We start from the raw sequence: 18,822 nt of genomic DNA, 5'->3' as shown, positions 1-18,822 counted from the left end.
AAGATTGAGGCAACAATGGCCCATTGGCGATCTGATAAAAAAGAAGATTTCAGTAAAGACATATTAATGCGTTCCTCATCCATTTGAGCTTAACAACGCTATTTTCAAGTTGAACCAAGAACACCATTTTTTGTCCCAAACGATATTCTTTAATCCTTTAAAATGACAAAGATTCCCTGTTCCCAAATCAACACAATCGGTGATCAAATCTTGTGTCTAAAATAAAAACATAGCTAATCCCTACGAACAATAAGACTTTTTACAGAAATTTAAAATTTTAACTAATTGATTTTTATCGCTTTATATTCAAATTGAAATACAGGATAAATTTTACTTATCGATGTGCATAAGCTGTTTTTATGGTTTTACATATAAAACAGCTTTTTTAAACAAGGAAGAATAAGAATAAATGATACTCAAAAAAAGCTATTTTTTAATTTGCTCATTAAGCCTTTTCATAGCACTCGCCGAGACTTTAACAGCAACCTCGGTTAATTTTTCTTTCAAGGCAACATCGTTACCGTGAATATAAATAGACGTAAAATGAAAGGTCTTTAAGCGAATAGGTGTATTTAATATTTCCAATCGTCCATCGGTAATTTCCTTTAATGCCGTTAAAGTTGGCACTACCGCAATACCTAAGCCTTGCTCGGCGAGACGCAATAAAGTCGCTAAAGAATAGCTAGTAATTGACAGTGGTTCATCAATCCCTTTTTCTTTCATTCTTGCCTTTAATTCTTTATAGGGGTAGGTAATTTTTGGATAGGTTAAAATGGTATGTGACATCAAGGTTTTAAAAGACATTTGCCCAATTCCACCTTTAAATGAAGGTGAAGCCAAAAAACTTAACTCGAAATCACAAAGTGCTTGTTCAATACACTCAAAAGCCAACGTTGGCCCGAGTAAAAAGGCCATGTCCAAGTCCCCAGTACGTACCCCTTCTTGTAAGTTAGGTGTCAGATCCACCACAATTTCGACTGAAACTTTTGGGAACTCTTGTTGAACTTTTTCGATATATTCGACTAGCCATGTATACACAATCGTTTCGGAAACGCCTAAACGTATAGTTCCTGTGAGATGCTGATTTTCAGTAAGCTCTGCAACTAGGTCGGTTTCTAAACGCATAAACTTTTCGGCATATTTAAATAATGTTCTGCCTTTATGGGTCAATTTAAACTGTCGCAAGCTTCGGTCTAAAACTTTAAAACCTAATTCATTTTCAAGAGATGTGATTTTTTGAGATACCGCAGGCTGTGTCGTTTGTAATTTAGTCGCGGCCTTATTGAAGCTATTTAAAGTCACAACCCAATAAAATGCTTCAAGATTCTTTAAATTCACGTTTCATCCTGTCTTAAAAATTCCTTTACTTTTATAGTATGGGAGCTTTTAGCATGTTAAGGCTAGCAATAAATAAATTTTTAACTAAAGTTAGCCATCCAAATTTTTAAATGCTTTAGAAAGCTGACTAATTGTTTTGATCTGTTTTGCATAACGACGGCATGATCGGCATGCCAATAAATGTAATTGCAAACTACTTTGCTCACGTAAAAACAAAGGTCTATCTTGTTTCTCAGACAAAAGTTGAGTGGCTTGTCGACATGTCAACATGAACAATCCTCCTTCAATAACCATTTATTTTCTAAGCATTCGCGTAATCGGGTACGACTTCGATACATCAACACATTAAAGTTGGAAATAGATAACTCTAGCTTGCTACAAATCTCATTAGAACTCAGCTCTATCACTTCTCTCATCATAAAAACTTGAGCATATTTGGCTGGTAAATGATCTAAGCAAGCTTCAAAAATTATCCAAAAATCTGACTGCTCTATCATTTCTTCAGGGCTTTGCCATGCTTGAGGTGCTTCATATTTATGCCAGTGTCCTGAAGCATCAAATAATTCATCAACACTGAGTTCACTTTCTTCGTCTTTAAATAATTCAGACATGGCAACCAAGCGCGACTTTTGCCGAAGTACATCAATAATTTTATTTTTTAAAATAGAAAATACCCATGTTTTGAACGCAGCTCGCCCTTTAAATGAATCTAAATGTTGAAAAGCGCTCGTTAATGCTTCTTGCACCACATCTTCAGCTTGCGGAAGTGAGGACAACTGTAAAAAAGCAAATTTAATCATTTGCTGCCTTAAATCTTGTAAAAACGCTGGGCTATGCAGTTGATCCCCTAGGTCGTCATGATGTGATGCCGCGGCCGAAGTCATCCTTGTACCTCTTTAAAATCATGGGGAATTTGAATTAATTGTAGTCGAGTTAAGAGGTTTTTGAGTTCTTGAATTTGCAGATAAATTTCAGGCTCAGACAAGTCAGTGAGTACAGAATGAATGAGTGTGAAAATATCATGGTCAGTTAACGCTATATTTTTCGTTAACTGTTCAATCAGCATAGCAAACAAAGGTGAAAGCTGTTCAATACATACTTTATCTTGTTGATCACGCCAGACCATTATTGCACTTGGTGCAAGTTCAACTTGTTCTAGCGTCATCAAAGTCGTCCACGTATAAACGGGATATTGATAAACCGCAATTAGAACAGAAAGCACTGAACCTACGGTTAATTCATGCCATAGATTCAGCTTGGTCAGATCAATAAGAAAAAACCCACAAGCTGTGGGTTTTCTTTTAATTACTTCGCTGCGTTTACGCCAACGATAAATTGGCTACAATTCGAGCCTTCAGAAGCATTGCCTAACTGCTTTTCAGAAAACTTAAATTTTGATGCCACAGAAGCATAATCTTTCTTAAGGGTTTGACCTGTAAGCTCACCTAACTCTTTCACTTGTTCAGGCTTTAAAATCTGGTGTTCAACTGCCTGATTGACCATTACACATGCGGTGGTCATCGCATCATAACGTGCGGCAGTTTTAGAATAACCTAGAGCACCCACTACACCACCAACAATTAAACCGACTACTACAGCCAAAGTTACATGCATTTTATTCATTTTAAATACCTAAAAAATTTTAACTCAAGACGAGCACATTAAGAGTTTGTGCTCAAGTAAAATTAAGATAACTGCTTTTATTTGATATAAAAAGTTAGATTCTGTCAGTTTTATTGATAGTTGAGGTATCTGTTAAATTTCAAAAAACTTGTTGTGATTGCTTTGAGCTAACGTCAAGACTATACAGTACTTCTAAAAAATAAAAGCCTAGTTAAAGTACTAAGCTTTTAAATTAATTAATTTTCATCTAAATATTCTATAAATTTTCTCTTAAAAAAATTAAGCCACTCATGATCTTCTTTTAGATCAGTTTCATAATCTACTGTTAAAAGAAAGACTTTTAACTTTAAAAAAATATAATATTTATCTTGTTTATAATTATAACTATCTATCTCCTTCCAATTACTTTCATTAAGCTCATTAAATATATTTAATATTTCCTTAAATTCATTATTTACTTGATTTTTCATATACTCATACCCCTTATCCTATTTATTTTTTCATTTTTACCTATCTAATTTAAAGGGTTAGATGTTTTACCTCTTTAACTAAATTTAAAAAGGCTGTAATAAAGCAACGCCTCATTACAACCAAAATATCTACAATATTTTACACAATAAAATAAATATACTATATAAAGTGTAAAAAAGATTTTAATTTTAGTTCTATAAACTTCACATTACTTACTTGTAAATTTTCTAAAGAAGCACAACAAATAAACCTAAATAATTAGGTAGTTAAGACTTCTTTTAGTATTAATTTTCACATTAAAAATTAATTAACAAGTAGCAATAATCACTTTATAGCACCTCCCATATGTTATGTGTAAATTTTACCATGGAAAACTTATAAAGTAAATAAAAATTATATAATACCTATACATTATTATCCATTAATCCTAGATCATAAATTTTTTTAACTATATCACTAGGACTGTCTTTACTTGTATCTACATGTAACTTTGCAGTTATATCTTTCCATTCAAGTAACTGCTTGTCTATCATACTTTCTACTGGCTTTGGTAAAACCCCATTCATCCTTTTAGCAAATCTAGATTTTATTATTTCTGCATCAGCTGTAAAATTTATAGTAATAGCATCCTTAATGAATTTAAGTTTAACTATATCCTTTTTTTCTGAGATTATATAGATTATTGATTTTGAGTGTAAATCTTTGTTATTACAACCTTCTTTCAATATTTCCTCAAATAATTTCCATGCATTATTTTCATTTTTGTCCATACGTAAATAATCTTTTCCACTGTAAATCTGTGCATCTGTAAGTTTTTTTAATTCTTCTGCTGTTGAAGATTTCCCTGAACAGCTTGGCCCCATAAATATAAATAACATAAATTCCCCTCCTAAAAAGTTTAATATAAACAGAGCTCTTTACTCCCACTTTGAAGAATATCTGAGTATTAGAGCTTATAGTCATCGGATAAACAGTATCTGTTAACCTACTATACTAAGTGTAAAATATATCCATGCAAATAACAATCCTTTATATGTTATTATTTGTTAATTTATTTAAACAACTTTTTAATTTTTATCTTTCTTCTTAACTATATTGCATACTCATTTTAAAATCCTTCAAAATCTAATTGTATATATTAAAAGTTTTATACATTCAACATCGATATCTATAACCAATGGTAATGTGCACTATTACTAGATTAACACTCAATTAAGTAATACTATATAGATTTCGAAATATTTCTTATTTATTTTTCATTTTTCCAATAATTGCAGTTTGACTTTTATTTTTATTCATTATATAATTTTACTCACCATATAATTCTATAATCTTAGGTAAAAATTTAATTTATATAATAAAAATCATTAGAAGGGATTGGTAAAATGAAAAAAGGTAAAATAAGTTTATCAACAAAAATATTTATCGGATTAATCCTGGGTTTAATAACAGGTATTATATTCAACTTTATTCCAAAGGGTTTTATTCGCGATGAATTATTAATTAATGGGGTTTTCTATTTAATTGGACAGGCATTTTTAAAAGCTATTATGATGCTTGTAGTACCTTTGGTTTTTATTTCTCTAGTCAACGGAGCTGCCAGCATGGGAGATATTAAAAAGTTAGGTAGAATTGGAGTAAAAACAGTATTATTTTACTTAGCTACTACCGCTATTGCCATTTCAATTGCATTATCACTATCTACAGTATTTAAACCAGGTGTAGGATTAAATTTATCAAGTTCANNAAGTTCAAACTTAAACCAAGTTACTATTAAAGAAGCTACACCATTGGTTGAAGTTATCCTTGATATGATACCAAACAACCCTATTGCATCCATGGCAAACGGGAACATGCTACAAATTATTGTATTTGCCATGTTAATAGGCGTAGGTTTATCTACTCTAGGTGAGAAAACTAAAATGATAACAAATCTTTTTCAACAATTAAATGACCTTATTATGAAAATCGTAGACTTCGTAATGATAATTGCACCGATTGGAGTATTTGGTTTAATCGCTCGTACCTTTGCCACTCAAGGTTTTGATGCAATGATACCTTTAATAAAATATATGTCATTAGTTTTAATAAGTTTATTTATTCATGCTACTATTGTATATGGTGGACTATTAAAATTATTTACTAGATTAAGTCCTATAAGATTTTTCAAAAAATTCTTCCCTGCCATTTCTGTAGGTTTTTCTACATCAAGCAGTAGTGCAACCTTACCAGTATCAATGGAAATTGCAGAAGAAAATTTAGGAATATCAAAAGATGTTGCTTCCTTTACATTACCACTAGGGGCAACTATCAACATGGATGGAACCGCTATTATGCAGGGTGTAGCTACCGTATTTATTGCTCAAATTTATGGTGTTGATTTAACCTTAAGTTCTTTCTTAACTGTTATTTTAACAGCCACCTTAGCTTCAATTGGAACAGCTGGCGTACCTGGTGTAGGAATGATTATGTTATCCATGGTATTACAATCAGTAGGTTTACCAGTGGAAGGTATAGCTTTAATCATGGGTATTGATAGGATTCTAGATATGGCAAGAACCTCTGTCAACATCACCGGTGATGCAGTATGTACAATGATTGTAGCAAAGGCCGAAGGAGAATTTAATGAAGAAATCTTCTATTCTGAAACAGTAAAAGACAAATCCCTATAATGATATAATTCTCTTTGTTATGTCATCTATATATTTGAATTTAGAGATACTAGAGTTCGTGATGTATTAAATCACATACAAAAGGAAGAACAAAAACACAGAGAGACTATTTCCCAATACATGGAGAAGAATGGAATGTATAACGTTCAATAACCTTAGGATTGTATCCAAATTATCTCTAGTAATATAATATAAAAAATCATGGATAGTTCAGTATAAATAACTGATATCTATCCATGATTTTTAATAAAATTAACAAAGTCCAAAGTATTTTTTCTATCTCTGTAGCACACTATAAATAAATTTTCCTATTTTTTCCTTAAAGCATTCTTTTATTTCAAAGTTTTTTGCATTTTTATAGTGTAAAATCAGTAAATCCATATCTCATAACCACATCAACCATTCTTTTTTCTATTAATCAAAATCCTGATGGAAGAGCTAACATATCACATAATTCAATTAATTTGTCATATGAATTATATTCGATATTACCTAAATAACCTTTAATAAAATCATATTCTTTTTTAGTTAAATCCATTTCTCCACATATATCATCTACATTACTACATAGAAAACCATTAGCAATTGATATTCTAGTCACAAAGTATCATCCATTTTCTAATACTATTATTACTATAAAAAACTTTTAAATTTGTAACTCTATTTTTTCTTTTCAAAGACTTTTTCAGTATAACCTTCAGTTGATAAGTCAAATAATTCAAAATCATATTCTTCATTGAACTTAATAGACTTTGTTTCAAATCCAACAACTGCTTCATCCTCAGAAGTCAACTCATCATATTTTAATACAATACCAGTCTCCGTATCAATTAGCGCTGTGTACTTTTCTGATTTTGATATATGATCTACAAGACCTTTTTTCCCTGAAATTTTTGTACATTGTCTGCCAATAAATTCTTCATTTCCTTCAATTGACCAGGAATCATAATCTTCCATATATTTTCCTAAATAAGTTTCATCTAAAATACTGTTAGAAACTCCCAAAGTTAAGTTAGTACTTCTGCATAATACATCTCCATCTTTATAGCGTTGTTTAGGCATCAATTTATTTAAATCCGAAACTTTTACATTACTATTAGGTGCAATTTCATCTGTTGACGTCCTTATTTTTCTATAAGTTTTATCTGTATTATAGAACTCTATACAACCATCATTATTAAAAATTGTATCACTATTTTTATTACTTGTTTCTTCATGAACTAAACTACGATTATTTTTTATATCAACAATACATTTAGTTGTGCCATTATCTGTACTAGGAAAACCAAAGTGATATATTTCTCCTTCAACAGTTTCATAGAAATCAATAGCATTTATAACTTTATAATGCAATAATTCTTTTTCATTCATACTATTAAAGAATTCTTCATTGACTTCAATTGATGATAAATCCATAGGAGTATTTCCATCTTTAAATTGCTTTACAACATAGGTTAAACCGAATACTATAAATATTATTCCCACTATTGCAATTAAAACAATACTTTTTTTCGAGCATTTCTTTTTCATTATTTACCCTACTATAATAATTTATTTTTCCATACTTAATTCAATATATTTTTCATGAAACTTTAAGTTTTCTAAATCACTTTTAATTTCACTTATATATAATTCTTTTGGAATATAATATTCAAAAATATCACTTTTAGAATTTTGTGAGGTTTCAAATGTTAATTTTATATTTATTTCTTCTTGGCTTTTCAGCACAGCCTCAACTTCAGGACTACCCTCCACTGCTTCTTGTGGCACACTGAGTTTAATGAAATCACTTTTATTTATAAGACAATTATGACGATAAAATGCTTTTATGTCTTTATCTTCATCACTTATATTTTTTATTGTTAAATCTACTATATATGAATACCTAGATTGCCCTGGATTATATTCGTCGCTACCTTCTAACTTAGTAATGCCATCTCCTGTTATTTCAAAATCTTCTAACTTAACAGCTTCTCCTTGGCTATATTTTTGAAGATTATACTCACGTGGTACACCTAAATTAACTCTGTGATAGGAATAACAAAACCCTAATATGATAATGAAAATAATACTTATTCCAATATATATTTTAGTTCTTTTTTTCATTGTTGTTTTCCTCACTTATAATTACATGATCATATATTTTACCATTTTCTATGGAATATATTTCATCACAGATCATTTCTAGCTCATCACGATTATGGTTAGATATAAATACTAGTTTATTATCATTCTTTAACTTCCTTATCATAGAGTTTATCTTCTTCACTGATTCTTCATCTAATGCATTTGTTGGTTCATCGAGAATTACTACATCTGGATTTTCCATAACCGCTTGCGCAATACCAAGTTTTTGCTTCATACCTAGTGAATATTTTCTAAATGATTTTTTTTCATGTGGATCTAAACCAACTTCTTTTAAAATATTAATAATATCTTCGTCATTTATTTTTTTGTTTATTTCAGCCAAATACTTTAAGTTTTTAAATCCAGAATAATTTGGTAAAAAGCCTGGATTTTNNGCAAAACCCCTATATTATCTGGGTAGCTTCCATCTTTTCCAATAGATTTACCATTGACCATTACAGAGCCTTCTGTTTTTATAAATCCACAAATAGCCCTAAATAACATTGTTTTTCCAGAGCCATTTTTCCCTTTTATACCATAGACCTTTCCTCTATCTAAATTTAAAGTAATATTATCTAGAATTAAGTTTCCATTTAGTTTTTTAGTAACATTTTTAATTTCAATATATGATTGTTCCATTTTTACCTCCTCAAAATATCTCTTTTTTAGATGCTAAAGCAGATCCTATTGCAATGACACAAGTAGTTATTATTAAATTATATATAATTGAATCATACATAGTAAAATTGTGAACCAAATCAAAGGGAGTATGCCTAATTAATAAACTATGTTGACCTATAAAAAATTTATTCTCTACGAATATAGATGATGCACACAATACAATATTTATAAGAAAAGCATATTCAGGCTTTATCTTAAGTGTTAATGTTATAAAAATAACAACAAGAGATATAGATGTTAGAGTATATAATACAAATATATTTTTAATTAAATCTATAGTATCTATTTTTAAATAATTAGGATCTATGTATTTATATATATCTGTACGGAACAAGTAACCTAACATAGCACTTACAAGTAACAAAATAACATAATAGGCAATAATCATAACTATACTCCATATTATTTTAGCTATATATATGTATTGCATTTTTTTCACTCGAATCAACACATATTTACCATTTATCTTTATATCCTTATAGAAATAATTACCCACTGCATAAATTATAAAACTATTTATAAATAACCAAATTACTGGAAATTTAAAACCTGATATACTAAGCCCTGTTGAACTTTCTACATATTTACATCCCTTAAAAATTTCAAAAATCAAAGTGTTAGCATTAATTATTTCATAATTATAACGATAGTGTATAACAAGTAACACATATGCTATGAATATGGTGAAAAAAGTACCAAACTTAATTAAAATTGATCTCTTACTTGTCCTTATATCTCTTTTTATTAAAGACATTACAATTTTTATACTATTCAATGTCTTTCACCACACATTCTAATATTTTTTTTCAAGTCCTTCATCTCTTTCAGAATTTATATATCTACCCCAGAAATAAAGTAAGAGAAATCCTACTAAAAAATAGATATTACTAGCAATAAGTCTATTAGGATTTACCCATTTATTTGGACTTATCACTATACTCTCCAATAATTTGAAGTTAAATAAATTACAAACTTCTACAAGTACTATAGTTAATACCATCAAATAAACATATACATTACGCATAAATAACTGAAAGGTGCAAATAAAGATTCCAATAAAGCTAAGTCCAAAGAATGTTGTAATCCAAAAGACTAATAATACTTTATATGTTACCAATAGATTTGATAAGTCATTCCATATTTCTGTATTTCCATATGTAAGATAAGGAAGCCCTAATTCAGTATTCCATGTATTATTATATCCTTTTACAAATACTCCACTAATTAGATAACCTCCAATTACTAAAAGAGTACTTAATAAAAAAGCTGAAATCAGTATTAATGTTATATTTTTATTCCATATCCTATTTCTACTTTTATACCTTATCCTTCTTATTAAACTATTATTATAATCAACAATGTATATTATTAATGCTGAAAAAATAGGAATTATTAGTATTATATAGCTAGATTTACTAATTAATCCCCATCCATTAAAAGCATGCAAAATATCAAAATTTGATAATTCATAGCCACCATTTATAGCCAAATTCAATACACTTTTCATATTATATAAAGGGTTATAAAGAGTTATAATAAAAATTATTGAGCAAAAAATTAATATTGTATATAACTCTCGTGATGAAATGTAATTTCCCTTTTTAAAAAGCTTCATTTGATTTTCCTCCAAAGTAAAATGGCAAATATGTTACTATTAACATTACAATAAAGGTTATCAGCATTTCAGTAGGCTTAGAGCTTATAGCCATACTAGCTAAATATAAAAAGTCTAGAACGCTATAATTAAAAAGACCAATCATATCAAATAATAGATGTATAACCATTACACTTATAAATGGTGCTATAAGTACAACAAACTTATTCCTAATAACTATACTAAACCCAAGTGAAATACTAGAAATTACTCCTGCAAACATAAAAGATATAAATATCCAAATTAATGTATATAGCAGTGGTTGATTTAAATACATATCTAGATTTAGACTTCCAATATGTATTGCATTATACAGTCTTTCAGGCTTTATATTAGGTTGTGTTGCCAAAAGTAATAAAAGTTCAATAAGTAATGGTATTGAAATAGTGATTCCTGAGATGATAAAATTAGCCAAAAACTTACTTTGTAAATATTTACGTTTTGAACATCTTGATAATACATTTTTTAAAAATCCACTATTTACATCTTCAAGATATGAATCACTATATGAAATAGCCGACAAAATAGGAATCAACATAATAAAGATGTTTGATAATGATGTTAAATTAAATAAAGTGAAGGAATCATAGGGAGATAATACAGATGATTTTAAAAATTCATTAAAATAGTTATTATATCCTGAATAAGAACTAATTATATTATAATAATTAGCTTCTATATTATCTAATACACAAAACATAATACCCACTAATAATGCAAATAAAAATGTTTTTCTTTTAAAAGCTCGTTTAAGTTCAATTTTTAACATGGTTACCTCCTTTATACAAAATAATAATTATTTAAAAATTTATAATTCATATTTCATAGATTTAATATAAAGTAAATATATTAGAAATATTTACTTTATATTAAATTAATTATATATAATCCCTTAAATAGTATCTACGGTCTACAATAATCAGGGCTCCATAGCCCAGTACCTTCAACTCCCATGAAACCTAGATCTCTCCATATTTTCATGCGAACTTTACGATATCCATTTTCATAAGCATAATTGATTACCTCACTCGAGTTATTCCCTCCAATCATTGTAGTTCTTCTTACTTTCTTCCCTGTTATGTCGTCTGTAATAGCATCTCCATTACTGTCAACAACCTCAAAATATGTTACGCAGTTTTTGCGATCTCCGCCAGTGAGAACTCTTCCATAAGCTGAAGAATCATTTTCTTTATCCCTTTCACCTGTTATTTCTACACGCTCCCATTTACTAAATCTCCAAGAAGTATCTTTACAGTCAGCGAAAGCTGTTATTGCCCCAATAGAAGTTACAGTGGCAACAGTTGCCATTACAAGAGCTAATTTTTTATTAATTTTCATTTTTAAATCCCCCTTTTATTGTGTTAGTGTAATTTTTACACCTTTTAGAATTTTCCTCGTTTTTTATATTCAAGTATTTCAACTTTCCTATCACAATATGCACATATATAATAATCCTGATTACTTTTAGTATAAAATCCATCAAGGCTTCTGTTCTATATAATACCAAAATAAGACAAATATCACAATAACCATATTTGGTCATATTTTCTATTTAACGTTGTTTATGTATAAAATACTTCTGAATACACTATTTAACTAAGTATCAATATATTTAAAGTTACCTTGTATATTTTCTTAATTTAAATTATAATTACTCATGATATATTTTGCATTGAATCTTTTAAATCAAACTGCCTTTTCATCCTGCTCCGAAAGATACCACTTACTTTGAGCTTCATACATCTCACTATACTTTCCATCTATACTTATAAGTTCATCATGGGTACCTACTTGTACAATTTCACCCTTGTCCATAACTACTATTCTATCTGCAATCTTAGCAGAACCAAGTCTATGAGTAACGATTATAGCAGTTTTATCCTTGGACATTTCTTTAAACTTCTTATATATTTTAGTCTCTTCTATAGGATCTATGGCCGCTGTAGGTTCATCTAAAATTATCATATTACTATCCTTGTAAAAACCCCTAGCTATAGCTAGCCTTTGCCATTGCCCACCGGATAAATCTATACCATCAAATTCTCTAGATAGCATGGTATCATAACCATCTTGAAATTTTTCCTTTGAAACCTGAAAATCTGCTTTATCTATAGCCTCTTTTATCAGTTCCTGGATAAGTAAAGTTTACATTATCAATTGCAATACTAGGCACTCCTATATCATCTAGGTTATTCTTTATTTTTCAATATCACTTTTACAATTTCAGGTCTGTTAAATAATCTTATAGGTATAATACTGTTTCCCAGTCCTCTGCTTACATACATACAAGTGTTATCTTTTTGATACTCACCTGCTGTATATTTTGGGAAAAATCCTTGGTCTGGAGCAACTATTCCAATGTCAGCAAATGGTATTCTAAACTGGCCTCCGTGTGCATGTCCACTCAATACTAAATCCACATTGCTCTTTGCATAATTATCTAATTGCTGTGGTTCATGGGCTAATAAAATACATAAGTCATCACTTTGTAGATTCTTCATCATATCATTTAATGTATTATCTAATATATTTACATTATCATATGTATTAAAATTCTGGNNTAAAAATTATCATTTACTGATACATAGTCATTATCAAGCAAATGTACTCCTTTATTTTTCATATTTTCTTCTAACTTTTTAAAATCATCTTTACTTAAATAACACTCATGATTTCCTGTAACATAATACACAGGAGCTACATCAACAATATTCTCAACAAATGATATAGCAACATTAATATCTGTATGTTTACTATCAACTATATCCCCAGTTATTACAATCATATCTGGATTTTCTTCTGCTATCTTATCTATAAGCTTCTTGTTATCCGTTCCAAATTTCTTATTATGTAAATCAGATATCTGAATGATCTTATAGCCATCAGTATCGGCTGTTACTTTTTCATTAATATAATCATATTCCGTTATCATTAAACCATTATTTTGCCAATAAAAAAAATAGTAAAGTAAAACAGCAATTATTACTACTGTAGTACAAACTATACTCTTTCGTTTTAACTTACTTTTCATATATGTCTCTCTCTTTTAAAGTAGTTTGTATATATTTATTATAACACTGTTTTCATTATGATAACATATTTATACATTTATGTTTATTTGTAATTATAAAAATAGTAGTAGTAAAATTTAATTATTATTAAAATACTTTTCTTCTAGAAGGATTAATCTAAATAATATCAATCGCTTAAAGGTGCAAGAACATAAAAACATTGATTTTCATAAAATTTAACTTAGAGTTATATTATTTTATTTTTTAATTTTNNATTTTCTCTCTAACTTTCTTCCTAAAAAAAAGAGAAAATCAGGTAACATTAATTTAGTTAGCCTTCTTATCTCTTACTTAAATATAACTAAAATATTTCTAATCATACCTATGGGAATTTCTTTTAATATATTGCTGTGTATATGGACATATCTCAATACACTTTCCACATAAAGACATTTTTATTCCTATTCTTTGTTTTAGTAGTTCTCTTGCTTTTTTACGACATTTAAAAGGATCTAATAGCTCTTCTCTTGCTGAACTTATATTCCACAACTTACCTTTTATTGCTGTTGCTGGGCAAGCATCAGCACACTTACTACATCTTCCGCACCTAGAATCATTGATAGGCATATCTGGTATGACTGGCATATCAGTTAGTACTGAAGAGATACGAACTGCACTACCATATTGTTTAGTGATTAAAAGAGCATTTTTGCCAATCCAACCCATTCCTGCCCGTGTAGCAACTGTCTTATGTGGTAAATAAGTAGTCAAATTTTCATCACTAGTAACATATGTTGAAGTTTGAGCTAATGCACTATATCCCTGCTTCTCTATGTATCTTACACAGTATATAGCGATATCATCAAGTTCTTTGTTTATTTTTTTGTATTCCTCATAATATTCTTTTGTTGGTCCTTCATAAATACCTTGTATAATTTCAGGTTTTAATTTTATTGCAAATGCAATACCATGCTTTAGATTATTATACAATGAAGTATTAACGCTATTTAAATCTGCAAATCCAACCAATGATGCCCCTAGACTTTTTAGATATGACTTTAATTCATTCTCCCTCACAATACTTTCTCCTAACTCAAAGAATTGATAACATAAATTTTAAATAGTTTCAAATCACTAATTTTACAATTAGGTCCTTCCTTAATTTCTCTTATAGTACATTCTTCAGGAGTTTCTCTTTTCTTTTTACCAATTTTATACTTACATGTTTTGCACTTTCTTTAAAAGTTTAATTAAAAGTATTTTTTTCTATTCCTGGCATGATACTATAAATAGATTTTCCTATTTTGCTCTCAAAATATTCTTTTATTTCAAAGGTTTTTTTCCACTTTTCTAGTGTAAAATCAGTAAACCCATATCTCATAACCACATCAACCATCCTTTTTTCTATTAAACAAAATCCTGACGGAAGAGCCAATACATCACATAATTGAATTAATTTATCGTATGAATTATATTCGATATTACCTAAATAATTTTTAATAAAGTTGTATTCTGCTTTAGTTAAATCCATTTCTCCACATATATCATCTACATTACTGCATAGAAAACCATGAGTGATTGAAATTCTAGCCACAAAATCATATCCATTTTCTAATGCATAATTATATCCATCAATAGCATGTCTTACGTAATGTCTCCCATTCCTTCTTCCAATATCGTGAAGCAATCCCAGTACATAGGCTGTATCTTCATCCAAATCGCTATCATATTCAGCAATTAGAGCTGCTGCCTCTGCTACATATATTGAGTGTTCCACCCATGGACCAGGATTTAAAATAGATGCTTCCTCTAATATTTTTTCAGCTATCTTTCGATTGGGAACTTTGTATTTCAACTTTTCCATGATTCTTCTCCTTATTACTTAAATAAATTAATAGTTTAAATTTTTTCATAACTTTCTCTAAACTATTCTATAGTCATCATTCAAATCCCTTTAAATGAAAAAACCATGAAACTTATTTTTAAGAATCATGGTTTTTGTTTTAAATTTTCATATTAATATCATATGCAAATAAAATTATTACATAAAGTGAAAAATTCATGTAAGTCATTTGTTAATTTTACAACTTGTATATATGGTAAATATACTATCTGCAAATTAATCCTTTAACCTAAAAACATTTGATACATTCCTATTTTTACTGTATTTAAACTCTACTATAAAAAAATTACATTTTTTAAGAAATATAAATATATTTCAATCATTTATATACTAAATGGGTTATTTTTCATTTTATAGTGTTCCTAGTTCATTTTTTAATTTCTAAAACTTATAATCCGGGGTAATGTGATCTAGCTTACACTGATGACCTCACTGCCCCTATTATAATAATCCTAACCTTTTAAATCTTCAAATTAATTCGTATCAGTATTTTGATCTACTTCTACTTTAACTTTTTCTTTATATAGCCAACCATCAACTGTAACTGTGATATCCTTATCAATTGATAAAATATGGTCACTATATATAGTACTCCATATTCCAATCCATCTTTCATCTTCTACTACTATATCAATATTACGTGCACTCCTAGGAATTACAAGCACTGCTTTTCCATGGCTCAATATACCATCCGTTGATTGTTTAACTTGTTCCCCATTTATATAATAATAAACTGTCACACAGCATATATATGATGCATTTGAATTTACTTTAACGAATATTGTTTCACCGTGCTCTAAACTTTCTAAATGTGTTTTAGCAATTAAAAAATCATAACCCACTTATATTCCTCCTAAAAAATAAATATTTATTTATTGGTTATAATTTATTATATTCTAAAATGATAAAATTGTTAAAAAAACAAAAATATAAACTATAAATGTACATAAATACAAATCCAGAAATAAAGTGACTATCTCCAAAGGAAATTAGTCACTTTATTTCAATATTAATAACTAAAATTAGCCTATATATTTATACCTGGCTAATATCTAAAACTTCATATACAGCTCTATTAAAACTCCTTTTTAGATTGAAGATACATAAAATAATTAGTATAACTGCAATGCTTGTAAAGGAGTTACCTATACCAATTAAATTGTATAGTGGAGTAGCAATTAAAAATCCTAGGATAGCAAAGAGAATTAGTAATATTTTGTAGAAGGAGAATACTCTTCCATTGCTTTGTAACCAAGGACTTTATATTAACTCTTCAATTTTCTCATATAATTCATCTGCCGAATCTGCCAGAATCATTTCGTCATTAACAAGTGCATATGGATTAGTGGCACAGTCACCACAATATCCTAAGCATGATTCTACTGTTACATCTACGTCAGGATAATTCTCTTGTAATTTCTTCATGGTATCTTCAGTTCCATATGTAAAATTATTTTCACAAAATTTTATTTCTGTCATATTTATTCTCTCCTTCATTTTTTACTTTGTATATTATTCAATAATTCTGTTACTGAAATTTTAGATAAATCAATAGCTTCTAAGGATATTTCTTTTTCAATGGCTGATTTTAATATTGGTGATCGTTTCGTATCTCCAATTACAATAGCTCCTACTATTTTTCTATCTCTTACAAACACCTTCATATATTGACCTTCATCATTATCCTCTACAAGAATATTAGTTACATTATTTTCATCTACACACCCCATAGAAAATAAGGATAATTTAAAAGCGTTCAAAGTAGTAACAGGAACAATATGCTTATAAGTACTATCTTTTCCTACTATATTATATCCTGCAACTTTACCCTGGCCTATTGATATATTCCACAGTCCTGGAACAAAGTTATCAAGTTCAGCAACGTCACCTGCTGCATATATATCTGATATATTAGTTTCCATCTTTTCATTTACAACAATTCCTTTTTCACACTTAATAGGCGTATCTTCAAACATTTCTATGTTAGGCTTTATTCCAGCAGAATATATAACTTTATTACAAAGCATAAATTCATCTGAACTTGTTACAACACTTTCAACCTCATTATTTCCTACTATTTTATTAACTCTTGTATTTAAGTATATATTAATACCAAACTTTTCTACTGAATCCTGAAGTATTTTAGATGCCTTTTCATCTAATTGATTTTGCATTAATCTAGATTGAATCTCAACAATAGAAACATTGATTCCATGCTGATTCAAATTCCAAGCAGTTTCTAATCCTTGTATTCCTCCACCAATGTTTATAACACTTTCACCTTTTTTTATTTTACTTTTAATATCCCATGCATCCTGTAACGTTCTTAAGTTAAAGACACCTACTTTTTCTATTCCTTCAACTGGAGGTTTATTATTTCTTGCTCCATTTGCTAATAAAAGTTTGTCATACTTAAGTATACTTTTATCACATAAAACTACTTCTTTATTTTCAATATTAACCTTTGTTACTTTTTTGCTTACGTAAATATTAACCTTATTTTCTTCATACCAAGATTTCTTTATAAGAAGAGTATTATCTTCAGAGAGTTCATCAAATAGATTCTTAGACAATTTTATTCTGTTATATGGGTAAAATTTCTCTTCTCCAAATATAAATACTTCTGACTCTTTATCTAATTCTCTTATGGCTTTCACCGCAGTAATTCCTGCTATTCCATTTCCTATTATAATAATCCTATTTGTCATATTCATTAACCACCCTTTTATATTCCTTTTGAATATACTGCTGATGGGTTTGGAGCTAATACTACAAATAATGACATATCATTATTGCCAGTATTTTTTATACTAAACACTTCTACTCCTTTACAATGAATTACATTTCCTTGTGTTATTTTATTTAAATTTCCATCTACAGTCATTTCGCCATCTCCACAAAGTACATGAATAAGTAAATCACTTTGCTCATGATTATGTGGTGGCACTCCTTGCCCTGGTCTAAAGTTTAAAACAAAATTCAATATCTTATCTTCTTTATAAATTATTTTCTTAGTTAAAGATTCATCATTGTACATTATTTTGTCAGATATTCTTTCTATTTTCATAAATTAATTCTCCTTCATCTTTGGTTAGTATTATATATAAATCTTATACTATTAGTATTGTATAATTTTCATATTATTATTAAATATATTTTTAAAATATATTAATAACTCTTTTTGCATTTAAGTGGTGATATGCTTATTAGAAAAACTGCAAAGGTATTAAAATCCGTATTTACTAATGAACATGTAATTTCAAAAATGCATCTACATTGGATACTGCTGATAGAAATATGTATAACAATAGAAAACATAAAAAAGCATAAAAGACTAGACAT

At 28.6% G+C, this 18,822-nt stretch carries 25 protein-coding genes and 1 pseudogene; 2 read left to right on the top strand and 24 right to left on the bottom strand.

The features are described from left to right. Positions 1-426: 426 nt before the first annotated feature. From mumR to B2671_RS15750, 6 genes are all read right to left on the bottom strand, one after another. Complete coding sequence (gene mumR, locus B2671_RS15775) at positions 427-1,338, bottom strand: LysR family transcriptional regulator MumR (protein ID WP_017393762.1); 912 nt, start codon at positions 1,336-1,338, stop codon at positions 427-429. 263 nt (positions 1,339-1,601) lie between these two features. Further along, complete coding sequence (locus B2671_RS15770; RefSeq protein ID WP_016804520.1) at positions 1,602-2,222, bottom strand: RNA polymerase factor sigma-70; 621 nt, start codon at positions 2,220-2,222, stop codon at positions 1,602-1,604. After that, positions 2,219-2,560, bottom strand: coding sequence for a hypothetical protein (locus B2671_RS15765; RefSeq protein WP_414632644.1), 342 nt, complete (start codon positions 2,558-2,560; stop codon positions 2,219-2,221). The genes B2671_RS15770 and B2671_RS15765 overlap by 4 nt, the downstream gene beginning before the upstream one ends. Positions 2,561-2,643: 83 nt before the next feature. Beyond that, positions 2,644-2,961 carry a hypothetical protein gene (locus B2671_RS15760; RefSeq protein ID WP_017393752.1) on the bottom strand — a complete coding sequence of 106 codons (318 nt, stop codon included), beginning with the start codon at positions 2,959-2,961 and terminating at the stop codon, positions 2,644-2,646. A 236-nt stretch (positions 2,962-3,197) separates the two neighbouring features. Continuing rightward, positions 3,198-3,431: a hypothetical protein gene (locus B2671_RS15755; RefSeq protein WP_346871262.1), complete on the bottom strand. Its 234-nt coding sequence runs from the start codon at positions 3,429-3,431 to the stop codon at positions 3,198-3,200. A gap of 405 nt (positions 3,432-3,836) precedes the next feature. Then, the gene (locus B2671_RS15750) at positions 3,837-4,310 is read right to left on the bottom strand and encodes a hypothetical protein (protein WP_346871261.1); all 474 of its coding nucleotides are present in this window, start codon (positions 4,308-4,310) and stop codon (positions 3,837-3,839) included. A 507-nt stretch (positions 4,311-4,817) separates the two neighbouring features. Here B2671_RS15750 and B2671_RS15745 point away from each other — a divergent pair. After that, positions 4,818-6,104: a dicarboxylate/amino acid:cation symporter gene (locus B2671_RS15745; RefSeq protein WP_346871260.1), complete on the top strand. Its 1,287-nt coding sequence runs from the start codon at positions 4,818-4,820 to the stop codon at positions 6,102-6,104. Positions 6,105-6,107: 3 nt separating this feature from the next. Next, positions 6,108-6,257, top strand: a pseudogene (locus B2671_RS15740) (spore coat protein); the annotation flags it as partial. Between the two features lie 265 nt (positions 6,258-6,522). Here the strand turns inward: B2671_RS15740 and B2671_RS15735 are convergent. The 18 genes from B2671_RS15735 to B2671_RS15650 form a co-directional block, all read right to left on the bottom strand. Next, a complete protein-coding gene (locus tag B2671_RS15735; protein ID WP_346871259.1) occupies positions 6,523-6,705 on the bottom strand; it encodes a hypothetical protein in 183 nt (60 codons plus the stop codon). A gap of 59 nt (positions 6,706-6,764) precedes the next feature. Next, positions 6,765-7,634 (bottom strand): hypothetical protein, encoded by an 870-nt coding sequence (locus B2671_RS15730; RefSeq protein WP_346871258.1) that lies wholly within the window; start codon positions 7,632-7,634, stop codon positions 6,765-6,767. A 21-nt stretch (positions 7,635-7,655) separates the two neighbouring features. After that, entirely contained in the window at positions 7,656-8,210 is a 555-nt protein-coding gene (locus B2671_RS15725; RefSeq protein WP_346871257.1) for a hypothetical protein, read from the bottom strand. Beyond that, a complete protein-coding gene (locus B2671_RS15720) occupies positions 8,194-8,574 on the bottom strand; it encodes an ATP-binding cassette domain-containing protein (RefSeq protein ID WP_346871256.1) in 381 nt (126 codons plus the stop codon). The genes B2671_RS15725 and B2671_RS15720 overlap by 17 nt, the downstream gene beginning before the upstream one ends. Before the next feature lie 5 nt (positions 8,575-8,579). Beyond that, positions 8,580-8,870, bottom strand: coding sequence for an ATP-binding cassette domain-containing protein (locus B2671_RS15715; RefSeq protein ID WP_346871255.1), 291 nt, complete (start codon positions 8,868-8,870; stop codon positions 8,580-8,582). Between the two features lie 10 nt (positions 8,871-8,880). Beyond that, positions 8,881-9,687 carry a hypothetical protein gene (locus B2671_RS15710; protein WP_346871254.1) on the bottom strand — a complete coding sequence of 269 codons (807 nt, stop codon included), beginning with the start codon at positions 9,685-9,687 and terminating at the stop codon, positions 8,881-8,883. A gap of 18 nt (positions 9,688-9,705) precedes the next feature. Next, positions 9,706-10,527, bottom strand: a complete 822-nt coding sequence (locus B2671_RS15705; RefSeq protein ID WP_346871253.1) for a hypothetical protein — start codon at positions 10,525-10,527, stop codon at positions 9,706-9,708. Next, positions 10,514-11,335: a hypothetical protein gene (locus B2671_RS15700; RefSeq protein WP_346871252.1), complete on the bottom strand. Its 822-nt coding sequence runs from the start codon at positions 11,333-11,335 to the stop codon at positions 10,514-10,516. The genes B2671_RS15705 and B2671_RS15700 overlap by 14 nt, the downstream gene beginning before the upstream one ends. Positions 11,336-11,469: 134 nt before the next feature. Continuing rightward, positions 11,470-11,904 (bottom strand): hypothetical protein, encoded by a 435-nt coding sequence (locus B2671_RS15695; protein WP_346871251.1) that lies wholly within the window; start codon positions 11,902-11,904, stop codon positions 11,470-11,472. A gap of 348 nt (positions 11,905-12,252) precedes the next feature. Then, complete coding sequence (locus B2671_RS15690; protein WP_346871267.1) at positions 12,253-12,678, bottom strand: ABC transporter ATP-binding protein; 426 nt, start codon at positions 12,676-12,678, stop codon at positions 12,253-12,255. 77 nt (positions 12,679-12,755) lie between these two features. Further along, positions 12,756-13,070 (bottom strand): hypothetical protein, encoded by a 315-nt coding sequence (locus B2671_RS15685; RefSeq protein WP_346871250.1) that lies wholly within the window; start codon positions 13,068-13,070, stop codon positions 12,756-12,758. A gap of 26 nt (positions 13,071-13,096) precedes the next feature. Beyond that, complete coding sequence (locus tag B2671_RS15680) at positions 13,097-13,498, bottom strand: metallophosphoesterase (RefSeq protein ID WP_422653245.1); 402 nt, start codon at positions 13,496-13,498, stop codon at positions 13,097-13,099. 451 nt (positions 13,499-13,949) lie between these two features. Further along, positions 13,950-14,654, bottom strand: a complete 705-nt coding sequence (locus tag B2671_RS15675; protein ID WP_346871248.1) for a 4Fe-4S double cluster binding domain-containing protein — start codon at positions 14,652-14,654, stop codon at positions 13,950-13,952. 169 nt (positions 14,655-14,823) lie between these two features. Continuing rightward, entirely contained in the window at positions 14,824-15,441 is a 618-nt protein-coding gene (locus tag B2671_RS15670; protein ID WP_346871247.1) for an HD domain-containing protein, read from the bottom strand. Between the two features lie 512 nt (positions 15,442-15,953). Beyond that, a complete protein-coding gene (locus tag B2671_RS15665; protein ID WP_346871246.1) occupies positions 15,954-16,322 on the bottom strand; it encodes a hypothetical protein in 369 nt (122 codons plus the stop codon). 418 nt (positions 16,323-16,740) lie between these two features. After that, positions 16,741-16,959 (bottom strand): DUF1450 domain-containing protein, encoded by a 219-nt coding sequence (locus B2671_RS15660; protein ID WP_150845930.1) that lies wholly within the window; start codon positions 16,957-16,959, stop codon positions 16,741-16,743. Positions 16,960-16,973: 14 nt separating this feature from the next. Next, entirely contained in the window at positions 16,974-18,188 is a 1,215-nt protein-coding gene (locus B2671_RS15655; protein WP_346871245.1) for an NAD(P)/FAD-dependent oxidoreductase, read from the bottom strand. 17 nt (positions 18,189-18,205) lie between these two features. Then, positions 18,206-18,547, bottom strand: coding sequence for a cupin domain-containing protein (locus tag B2671_RS15650; protein ID WP_346871244.1), 342 nt, complete (start codon positions 18,545-18,547; stop codon positions 18,206-18,208). Positions 18,548-18,822: the final 275 nt, after the last annotated feature.

The sequence above is a fragment of the Clostridium sp. UBA5119 genome (assembly GCF_002414285.1).
In the GTDB taxonomy this organism is placed as follows: domain Bacteria; phylum Bacillota; class Clostridia; order Clostridiales; family Clostridiaceae; genus Clostridium_J; species Clostridium_J sulfidigenes.
This window is presented reverse-complemented; position numbering and strand designations above follow the sequence as displayed.